Raw genomic sequence first — 10914 nt, forward strand, 5'->3', positions numbered from 1 at the left:
CCGTGGGCTGCCCGACGTTTCTTAACCGTCACCCACGAAGAACATAAAGAAATTTGGCTACAAACCTACTACAGAAGTTTGTTCAAGCGCCTCAGCCAAAGTAGGAAGTGGCGAAAAGTATTCTATCTGGGTGTGTTGGTCTGTTTGCTCAAGGGGCGTGTCATCCGGTAATTTAAATGTCACCAAAAAGGTGTTCTTATCATCTTTAGGTAGAAACACTAAATTGACGCCCATAGGCGATAGTTCTCCACCAACGCCCTGCGAGCGAATAAATTGCCAACTTGGTTGCAGTAACGAAGCGAGCAAACAGACCAACACACCCAGATAGAATACTTTTCGCCACTTCCTACTTTGGCTGAGGCGCTTGAACAAACTTCTGTAGTAGGTTTGTAGCCAAATTTCTTTATGTTCTTCGTGGGTGACGGTTAAGAAACGTCGGGCAGCCCACGGCGTAATAATATACGCAACCAATAGAGATGCGATCATCGCTGCAGGTACGTTGAACGCAATAGGATAAAAATATTCACCCGTCATTCCCGTCACAAACAGCAGAGATAAGAATACGGCAACCACCGTAATTGTTGCCAATGTTGTGGGGTTACCAATCTCAGACGCGGCATTAACAATGGCTTTTGAATAAGCCTCTTTAGAACTATTTTTCGGGAGTAACTGGTTATGCCGATGAATATTTTCGATGACAACAATGGCATCATCAACCAACAGTCCCAAGGCGAGTATCAAGGCATACAACGCCATACGATTCAAAGTTGGCCCGGCTAATAGGTCGATTCCAATCACCAGAGCGAAAACGATAGGTATCGTAATGAATACGATAGACGCCGCGCGCCCCCCCAGAAACACCCACAACACGACACTCACGACAGCGATTGCAATAAAGAGGTGCTCAATAAGATAGTTAACAGAATCATCCGCAGTCTGGCCATCATTTCTGGTGGTAACTACTTCAACAGAGTTAGGAATCCATTGTTCTTGCATCGATGCGACGCGTTCCAGAATAGCCTCAGATAAAGGAACTGAGTTAACACCGGCCTGTTTAGCGATACCGATATGAACAGCCGCCATCTCTTCCCCTTTGTACTGTTTATAACGACTATCTGAGGGGCCAAAGTTAAAGCGAGATAAGCTTAAGTTTTTGGTATCTGGCTCGGTGGTAATATGCGCTATATCTTGTAGATGAACGACTTTATCGTCATCACGAAACACCACCAATCGCTTAAGCTCTTCAAGGTCTTCCAGCTTATGACTAATTCGCAAATGCTGGTTGTCTTTGTCGATCACCTTAAAGCCAAGCGAGTGATCAATACTAGCGCCTTGTATGTGCGCTCTAATTTGATTTAAGCCCAAACCTAAAGCTTGTAAACGCGTGGGATCTATCTCAACGCGTACTTCGTTCTCCTGACCACCATGAATTTCACTGAGCCCAACGCCCTCAATACTATGTAGATGCTCGGTCATTCTTTCAGCCATATGTGTGAGCTGATAGCGGTCGTACTTGTCAGAAGCCAAGGTCACAACTATAAAGGGGATATCATCCACATCCATCAGATGAATATGTGGCTCGCCCGCTAAAGGCGGTAACTGAATTTTGTATCGTTCCACCTGGTCATAGAGCCTCACGAATGATTCGGTTTTATCCTCTCCTACTTTGAACTCCACTTGAATCTTGGCAAAGCCTTCTCCTGCCACACCGTAAGTGTGCTTTACCCCCTGCATCGTATTGAGATGATTTTCGAGCGGCGTTAGCAGCAAGTGTTCTACTTCCAAAGGTGACATACCTGGTATGGGAATGGTGACTTCGGCAGCGGGAATCACTATCTGAGGATTCTCTTCACGGGGAATTTCAAACAGCCCCATTAAACCGAACAAGATAACGGCAGGAATAATGGCCAATACAAGCTTTGATTCAACAAAGGTTTTGGCTAGCGTATGGGCAATATTAAAGCTGCTGTTAGAAGCTGCTTTGCCGCCCGAATTTTGGCTCTTATCCATTACTTGGTCTCTGCACTATTTACTGAGGCATCGCTAGGTTTAAAGACCACTGGACTCCCATCTCTTAAGGAAGATGGCGGGTTAGTGATAACGATATCCGATGGCTCGAGGCCTGAGAGAACCACCAAATAACGTTGCCACTTCCGCTCAAAATTGACCGGCGTAAACACTGCTTTACCTTCATTGATTCGGTATACACCAAACACCCCCGCCCGCTTAATGATTGATGAAGAATCAACAAGAATCTGTTTTTCATAAGAGATAATGAAGTCCACCTGCCCTGATAAGCCGGCTTCAAGTTTGTAGGATTCAGGCAAAGCGAGTTTGATCTGAATGGTTTGGGTAATACGATCAACACTATTCACGATATGAGATATAACGGCTTTAACGGGTTCATCGCGCTTGTGAATTTTAATGTCATATTGGTCACCAATATTTAGAGTCTGCCCCCACTCTGCTGGCAACGAAGCCTCAAACTCCAAACCACCAATCGCTTCGAGTTGAAGAAGAGGTTTTCCAATAACAGCCAAATCCCCTTGATTCACCCAGCGCTTAATAACGCGTGCATCAATTGGACTATTGATGCGGTGATAAGGCTCCCGAGCAAGCTGCCTTTCCAGCTCACTCTGCGCTTGATTCAACTGAGTTTCCGCAAGATTGTGTTGCACTTTTGCCTTGCGAAGTTGTTCCACAGTAATCACGCGTTTTTCGCGCAGTTGACGAGCATTATCTACATCATGTGCCATATCCTTTAATCGAATTTTGGCTGATTCGATAGCACTCTCTGCTCGACGAATAGAGGTAAGCAATTCGGTTTCATCCAAGGCTACTAGCAAATCACCTTGAGACACCATGTCACCCTCTTTTACTGTCAGTTCGTCAATCGTTGCCGATTGCGAAGTACTGATTTCGATACTGCGAGATACATTGGTGTACCCTGTTGCCGAATAAAATCGAGGCACTAGATCTTCTTTAACATGATGAGCATCGACCTCAATTGGCTTGGCGGCCACTAGTTGGGTACGAAGTGTATCGTTTTGCTCGCCGCAAGCCGTAGCTATGCTGACGGCTGCAAGAACAGCTAATAATCGTGTTACTAATCGTAGACTCATTGGAACACTCCATTTTTCAGTAAATGACATACATGTTCAGCAATGAATTCAGGGTCATCATGCTCGGGTTTTCCACCAGGAAAAAACACCCTCATTGGTTTAGATTCCAAGTGATAAAAAACAAGGGAGAACAAAGAAATAGATGTCATGTGCGGGTCGCTATTGGGAGAAATTCGCTCCACTAGTTTTAATACATTTACCCATTGCGCCATGAAAACATTATTCGCGAGTAGCGATATTCTTTCTTCATCAGCTTCTAACAGTTCACGTTGTAGAAGGAGCCTAAGATTTTCGTCGTTTGCCATGAGTTCCGTGAACTGAAAGATAAATCGCCTCAATTGTTCCTCTTCACTACCAACGGGCTGCAAAGCGGCTTCTAACTTTGGAGCTATGTCTTTAAACGAAGCTTCGATACTGCTGAGATACAGCGCTTTCTTGTCAGGAAAGTGGTGGTAGATCGTTGCGATACTCACGCCAACGGCGGTGGCTACCTGGCGTATTGAAACACCACTAAACCCCTGCTTTGCGAAAAGCGGAATGGATACATTGAAGATAGCGTTCAAGGCTTCTTCATTGGTTGAAAACTTGGACTTGGCCACTTATTTCTCTCTTTTTATATCCCAGCAAAATCTATAGAACGAACGTTCTATAGATAGAATAATAGAACTTAAAGTAAAAAGAAATATGCAACGTTGGCGTCAGTCTAAAGATGAGACACCCATCAACATCTTCAGAGTCACACAAATATCACTTACTAGACAAACTAATTAGGTATCGCGGTTATCCTCAATTCCCTTTGAAGCACAAATAGGTAAATACGTTCCCACAAGCTCATTATCTAGAATCAGCTTTCATTGTTAATGTGCGGATTCCTCTGGTAGGTAATGTAAAATTTATCGGAGAATAGGATCGGATCTTCTGACCGCTTTTCACCATTCCGTAACGTGAGAGAAGCGGACATAAATATAGACTCAAATACAGAATATCCTGCGGACTGCTTGTAGTAATGTAGCCACTAAGTTACTTGTTTACAAAACCACTTTCGTACAAAAATTACTATCATCGCGTAAAACTCTATCCAACCAATTGGTTTAACATTTCCATTGGCTAAATAGGTGGTAGATCCAAGAAATCTAGACAATCCATACACTCTCATACAGCATTCGCATCGAAATTGCGGGCTAGACACCCTTCGAGCTAAAAGATTATACCTATCCAGTAAGTTCTATCTCCTTAATAAAACTGCCCTTCTGAGCAATACATTCACCCAGCAATGCAAAGCCACTAATATTGGACTGAGTCGTATAACGAGCAGCGTAACTGTTACCTTCGCCTTCCACGCGCCATTCCCCTTTAGATTCGTAGCTGGGACATATCACTAAGGGAGAATAGGCTAGCTTTACCGCTACAGCCTGTGGTGGCAGAACTAAAGCAGCAGGTTCCCCACATAAGGTTTTTGCCAAACATTTTGCTGATGCGGTTGCTGGAGCAATAAACGAACGAACAGCACCAAGTGTCTCAGCACAATCACCGATCGCGTAAATATTGGGATGACTTGTTCTAAGGAATTCGTCAGTCATAATTCCTCGATTTATTTCGATATTAGCCTGTTTAGCCAGGTCAACACGAGGCAATAATCCAACTGCTGACAAGATAAGATCTGCGCGGATGACGGTACCCGTATCTAGCTCAAGTAAAAGCTGATCACCGTCATCTTGAACATCACCTACCTTCTGCTCCATGTGCCACTGTACTTGTTCTTTTGGGAACGCATTCATTATGTGCTCACCGAGTTGCTCAGGTACACTTCTGCTAAGCGGCCAGCTCGCAGTATCTATAACATCAACCTGAAAGCCGTTATTACACAGATCACTGGCAAACTCGATACCGACAAAACCGGCACCAATAATGGCGATTCGACTCGTGCTTTTATCAAGTTTTTGGAGTTCTGCTCTAAACATTTCGTATTCAGCTAGATTATTTACTGAAACGCATCGTGGAGAATCTGTTAGTTCGAGATTCATCGGGGATGCGCCTGTTGCTAAAACCAACTCATCGAATATTAGTTCATTGACTGCGCTATTAGAGTCTCGGTAACGAACACAACGTTGGTCTGTTTCAATCGCTTCAACCTGAACCTGATGGATGATTTTAACGTCATGCTCTTGTTCAAGAACTTCCCTTTTTTTCATAATCAGATCAAGCGGCGCCTTATTCATTGAAATCGCTTTCGATAAATTTGGCTTGTAGTACAAATCACCTGAATCTTGCGTAAGTAAGCTTATCTTAAGTGCTTTACCGTGCGCTCGAAGTTCACGGACGAGCGTAATCGCGGAATGCCCAGAACCAATAATGATAATATGCTTCATGGCTGCCACCTATTCGACAAGATAGAAATCAGATTTTGAAGCCGAACATTCCGGGCAGGTCCAGTCGTCCGGAATATCTTCGAAGCGTGTACCCGGCGCGATACCCTCTTCGGGCATCCCTAATGCTTCGTCATAAATCATGTCGCAAGTGATACAACAATACTTTCTATAATTCTCTGTGCTCATGATCGCTCCTCAATTAATCTTTCAGCTCTTCGAAATCTGGCTTTTCTCTCACAAAGCAGTCAGGGCAAGGAAAGTCATCCGGAATATCTTTCCATAGCGTTCCTGCAGGATAGCCTTCGTGCTCAGCGCCTTTGCTTTCGTCATAAATGTAGCCACAATCTGGGCATTCATATTGAGCCATGTCTTTGCTCCTTTATTAAGTTTTGATATGTCGTTGTATTAAATAATCATCGAGTAGGCCAAAACGCATATCGCGCTCGCTGCAAACACACCATGCAGGCACTGCAAGATCAAAGGTTTCGACCTACCTTTGAGTACTTTTCTGAACAGTTGATACGAACCAATGACCACACCTAGAGTGAGCACAAGTCCTACCCAGTTCCATGAGTTGGTAGTATCTGCTGAATGCGCATCATACAGACCCAGTATCAGCAGAACCGAAGCACCTGAGGCGGCTAATCCATGAACAGTGATCATCCACTTTCTTATGGCTCGTTTTTGTATTCTGTTTTTAAGCAGGAATGAGCCAAACCCTGCGACTCCGATCAGAGCCAATAAAGAAAGTACAAGCATGGACGCACCTAAACCCGTTCAGTAATTGTGTTCTAATCCCGTTAGACTTAGCCTGCCTAGGCAGCCTTCTCTACTTCAGGGTGATGGTGACGAGAGAAGATCTCGTCGCGCTTAGTGGGCTCGATATTTACCTTGTCCATATCTCCACCAGCCCATTTCACAACCTTCGGATCCATTACCGAAAACCAAACCGGTGGAATCATCGCTAATACGAACATCCATGGGTATCCGGCAGGAAGAGAAGGTACACCATGATAATCACGGAGAACTTGGTAAGCGCGAGTCGGATGCGCGTGGTGGTCAGAGTGACGTTGTAAGTGCAGGAGAATCAGATTGGAAATTTTCTGATTCGAATTCCAGGAATGGTGTGGCTGACAGCGCTCGAATCGCCCAGTCTTTTCGTTCTTCTGCCTGAGCAAACCATAATGTTCAATGTAATTTGCACACGTCAGCTGCCAGTAGCCGAATGCAGCCACAATCGACAGAAATGGAATCATCACAGGCCCAAAGTAAGCTAGCAGCATGCTGTACAATGCAACAGTTGCAAGAGCGGGCTGGATAATCTCATTCTGTAACGACCACTCTGACTTACCCTGTCGCTTCAACCTTGCGCTTTCCAGCTCCCATGCTCGGCGAAATGCCCCAGGCACTTCTCGTTTTACGAATTGATAGATAGACTCGCCCATTCTTGATGATGCAGGATCTTCAGGCGTCGACACATCTTTGTGATGGCCTTTGTTGTGCTCGATAAAAAAGTGCCCATATCCCGGTAAAGCTAGAGCCATCTTTGCAAAAAACACCTGCGTTCGGTCATTGACCTTATGGCCCATCTCGTGGCCAAGGTTAACGCCAATTCCAGCGGCTAAACCTGCTGTTAAGGCTCCACCAATAAAGTTAAACCAGGACCATTCGTATTGAGATACCGTATAGGCACATGCAATCACCGCTGCCCAAAGCAAAGGAACGGTCAGGTACATCACTTTTTTGTAGTAAGGCTCTGATTTAAGCTCTTCGACCATTTTTTCGGTTGGATTCGCTTCATCATCACCAAAATAGCTATCTAGTGCCGCTATTCCGAAATACCAGAATACGATTGTTGTCCATAACCATAGGCCATTTCCTGTTGTAACCGCTAGATAACATGATCCGATAGGCGCTAAAGGTAAAATCAGCGAAATGATGTAAGCGTATTTTTTTAATGACATCCAGGTGGTGATTTCACCCTCGCTTTGAGAGCGCGGGACCGAAAGCATTGCTGCCGCTTCTTTAGACATGAGATTTTCTCCGTTATTGTTAGTAAAACAATCTTATCGGGAGACGCAGGCCAGGGTTATGGCCCTAGGTGTCATGTCACAGTCAATTCGTGTCGTTTTAGTGGAACGAAAGCATATTTCAAACAAAAAAAGGGTGCCATTTGGGCACCCTAAAAACCTGAATAAATATCAAAACATAGCTAACCGAAATCTATGGCAAAATCACGGGGCTCGTTTTGTTTGATGACTTTGTTTAAAGTCATTTAGGAAGCAGGTCTCAGCTCCCTTCGCAGTATTTTCCCAACAGTTGATTTAGGCAATTCTTCTAGTACGACCACTTTCTTGGGAACCTTATAAGCGGTCAGCACTTTGCGGCAGTGTTCAATAATTTCTTTTTCTGTTGCTTCATTTTTTAGTACAACATAAGCACATACTTTTTCACCTGAAATGTCATCAGCTTCACCAATTACGGCTGCTTCTAGAATTTGCGGAAAACTGGTTAATACTTCTTCAACTTCATTTGGATAGACGTTAAATCCTGAAACAATAATCATATCTTTTAGACGGTCAACAATTTTTAGCTTACCGTCATCAGTCCATTCGCCCATATCACCCGTTTTGAAAAAGCCATCTTCAGTTAATGCCTTTGCGGTTTCATTTGGCATATTCCAATAACCACTCATCACTTGAGGGCCTTTAGCGACGATCTGTCCGCGACCTTCAGATACGGGTTGATCGTCATCATTCCAAAGCTGAATTTCTGTATCAGAAAGAGGTGTCCCAACTGTGCCTATTTCTTCATTGCCAGGTTCATTAAGGCAGAGGACCGGAGATGTTTCTGATAACCCATAGCCTTCAGAAATACTGCAGCCTGTTACATCTTTCCATATTTCACTGGCATTAGAGGTTAAGGCAGTTCCACCCGAGACGGTCAATCGCAGTGCTGAAAAATCTAGCGCTTTAAATTCTTCCTGCATACAAAGACCGACGAAGAGAGTGTTGATCCCTGATATGCCGGTAAATTCGAAAGGTTTGATGGCATTAATAAAGGCGTTAAGATCCCTAGGGTTAGGAATGAGTACATTGAGATTGCCTTTGCTCGCAAACATAATCATATTCACTGTAAAGGCATAGATATGGTAGAGGGGTAATGGGCACACAAATATCTCTTGCCCTTCTCTACACCCTGTAGCAAGTCTATCCAAACATTGTTTAGCATTACTTATGACATTTCGGTGGCTTAAACAAGCACCTTTAGAAACGCCAGTTGTGCCTCCAGTGTACTGGAGCATACATAAATCATCTGGGCCAATATCTTTACGGGCTTGCAATTTAGCCTGATCAAAATCATTGAGGATTTGGCTAAAAGAGTGGCAACCCTCTGGAGCAGGCGTCGGGGAGTCGCTTAGTAAATCCGCAGCACCTGTTGAAATCACTAGCTCCAGCGCCGTATCACCCTAGATTTTTTCTAAGTTGGGCAACAGGTCTTCTAGAATAATTATCGCCTTGGCACCTGAATCTGAGAATTGATGCTGCATTTCTCTAGGCGTGTAAAGAGGGTTTGTGTTTACCACGACTAAACCAGCACGCAACGCGGCGTAAGCAGCAATTGGGTACTGGCTTAGATTTGGCAGCTGTATCACTATCCGGTCACCCTGATTTAGGTTCTCTTGCTGCTGTAAGAAACAGGCCAAAGCCTTAGATTTAGCATCGATTTCAGCAAAGGATAATGTTTGCCCGAGACATGAATAAGCTGGTTTTTCTGCGTATTTTTGAAGAAAGCCCTCTAAAAAGTCGGCTAGGTTGTTGCGTGAGAGTGTTGTGTTTATCTGTGTCATCGGTAACCCCAAAGGTGTTTATTATTATGAATCTAGATTAGGTGGGCCTAGCAGCTCTTTATCTGCCTTACCTAGAAATAGTTTCATCGATAATTTCTGAATAATGGTTCCGTAGGGAGGATAGAATAAACCAATCGGAAAGAATCGATGTCGTTGAAAAGTCGATCGGGCATGGGATAGCTCACGAAACCCTTCTTCGCCATGGTAACTGCCCATACCTGAATTACCCACGCCACCAAAAGGCATGTCGTGATTGAATGCATGCCAGCCCCAATCATTAATGCTTACTCCACCAGACAGCGTGTTTTTCATAATTGTGTCTCGTATGGATTTATCATGGCCGAATAAATAGAGTGCTAGAGGGCGTTCCCGGTCGTTTATAAAGTCAATTACTTCGTTGATATTATCGTAGGGAATCACAGGCAAAATTGGACCGAATATTTCTTCTTGCATCAAATTCATATTGAGATCAGGGTTCTTTACAATATGAAGCGGGTACTGCCGCCCCTTGCCAATAGAACCGCAAACGGTTATGTCTGCCCGATGCGCTTTCGCGTCGTCAATTAGGCGCCTGAAACGTTCGTCTGCGCGGTCGTCTACCAATGAGGTGTAATGTTCACTACCGGAAGTCGAGGGATGCATTTTTATAAACTGTTTCTTTACGGCCTCAACAAACTCATCAATATTATTTCTAGGTACTAACGCATAGTCAGGTGCTAAACAGACTTGACCGCTATTCATGGCCTTACCATGCGCAATTCGCTTAGCGGCATCATTCAGGTTGGCGCCTTCACACACAACTGCCGGCGATTTTCCACCGAGTTCTAAAGTGACAGGTACCAGATTTTTAGCCGCGTTACTCATGATAATACGCCCGGTTTTAGGCGAGCCTGTAAACACCAAATGATCGAAAGGCTGCTCTGAAATTTTCATCGCATCCGGGTGGTCACCAGGCAACACATCCACCAAGTCTTCAGGAAAAATTTCGCTAAGCATTTCTTGCAGTAATGCGGCTGAGTTAGGGCAATTCTCCGGCATTTTGATCATCGCTCTGTTGCCCGCTGCCAAAGCTGCAATAAGAGGCCCTAACGCTAGGTATAAGGGAAAGTTCCATGGGCAGATGATTCCGACAACACCTTTGGGGTGGTAATGTACTTTGGCTTTATTACTTGTGAAGAGTAACTCCGTGGATCTACGACTAGGCTTCATCCACTTTTTGAGTTTGTGAACTGCATGATTGATTTCTAAAACGGGCCCGAGCACATCAATAAGTTTAGATTCAGCTGGTGCGCGCCAGCCAAAGTCTTTGGCTGCTGCAGCGGTAATGGCATCTTGGTAACGCTGAATTTGGCTACGAAGATTTAGAAGATTTTTTTTCCTCTCATTGAAGGAAGGGTAAGGATTAGCTCGAGCCGCTGACTTAAGCATAGTTAATCGTTCTTCAATAGATGTATCGTGAGTAGAAATTTTCGCCGCGCAGTTCATTTGTTTGCCTCTATTTTTATCGATTTAAACGTGCTTATGTTGTGTACTATTTGAATGTTTAATGTTCAAAAGTTGTGTATTTTATTAC

The 10914-nt window shown here is 44.2% G+C and carries 11 protein-coding genes; all 11 read right to left on the bottom strand.

What is annotated here, in order from left to right:
- Positions 1–57: 57 nt before the first annotated feature.
- Positions 58–2010 (bottom strand): efflux RND transporter permease subunit, encoded by a 1953-nt coding sequence (locus tag A3766_RS12660; RefSeq protein WP_068642296.1) that lies wholly within the window; start codon positions 2008–2010, stop codon positions 58–60.
- Positions 2010–3122, bottom strand: coding sequence for an efflux RND transporter periplasmic adaptor subunit (locus A3766_RS12665; protein ID WP_068507142.1), 1113 nt, complete (start codon positions 3120–3122; stop codon positions 2010–2012). The genes A3766_RS12660 and A3766_RS12665 overlap by 1 nt, the downstream gene beginning before the upstream one ends.
- Positions 3119–3721, bottom strand: coding sequence for a TetR/AcrR family transcriptional regulator (locus tag A3766_RS12670; protein ID WP_068507139.1), 603 nt, complete (start codon positions 3719–3721; stop codon positions 3119–3121). Before A3766_RS12670 ends, A3766_RS12665 begins: the two co-directional genes overlap by 4 nt.
- Before the next feature lie 612 nt (positions 3722–4333).
- On the bottom strand, positions 4334–5491 hold the full coding sequence (locus A3766_RS12675) for an NAD(P)/FAD-dependent oxidoreductase (RefSeq protein WP_068507134.1): 1158 nt from the start codon (positions 5489–5491) through the stop codon (positions 4334–4336).
- A gap of 9 nt (positions 5492–5500) precedes the next feature.
- Complete coding sequence (locus A3766_RS12680) at positions 5501–5677, bottom strand: rubredoxin (RefSeq protein ID WP_068507132.1); 177 nt, start codon at positions 5675–5677, stop codon at positions 5501–5503.
- Positions 5678–5690: 13 nt separating this feature from the next.
- On the bottom strand, positions 5691–5858 hold the full coding sequence (locus A3766_RS12685) for a rubredoxin (RefSeq protein ID WP_068507129.1): 168 nt from the start codon (positions 5856–5858) through the stop codon (positions 5691–5693).
- 38 nt (positions 5859–5896) lie between these two features.
- Positions 5897–6250, bottom strand: coding sequence for a hypothetical protein (locus A3766_RS12690; RefSeq protein WP_068507124.1), 354 nt, complete (start codon positions 6248–6250; stop codon positions 5897–5899).
- A 56-nt stretch (positions 6251–6306) separates the two neighbouring features.
- Positions 6307–7524, bottom strand: coding sequence for an alkane 1-monooxygenase (locus A3766_RS12695; RefSeq protein WP_231872153.1), 1218 nt, complete (start codon positions 7522–7524; stop codon positions 6307–6309).
- Between the two features lie 242 nt (positions 7525–7766).
- On the bottom strand, positions 7767–8939 hold the full coding sequence (locus tag A3766_RS12705) for an AMP-binding protein (protein WP_197479557.1): 1173 nt from the start codon (positions 8937–8939) through the stop codon (positions 7767–7769).
- Positions 8940–8960: 21 nt separating this feature from the next.
- Positions 8961–9341 (bottom strand): AMP-binding protein, encoded by a 381-nt coding sequence (locus A3766_RS31110; protein WP_197479558.1) that lies wholly within the window; start codon positions 9339–9341, stop codon positions 8961–8963.
- 24 nt (positions 9342–9365) lie between these two features.
- The gene (locus A3766_RS12710; RefSeq protein ID WP_068507112.1) at positions 9366–10826 is read right to left on the bottom strand and encodes a coniferyl aldehyde dehydrogenase; all 1461 of its coding nucleotides are present in this window, start codon (positions 10824–10826) and stop codon (positions 9366–9368) included.
- Between the last annotated feature and the right edge of the window lie 88 nt (positions 10827–10914).

It is taken from the genome of Oleiphilus sp. HI0132 (genome assembly GCF_001635845.1).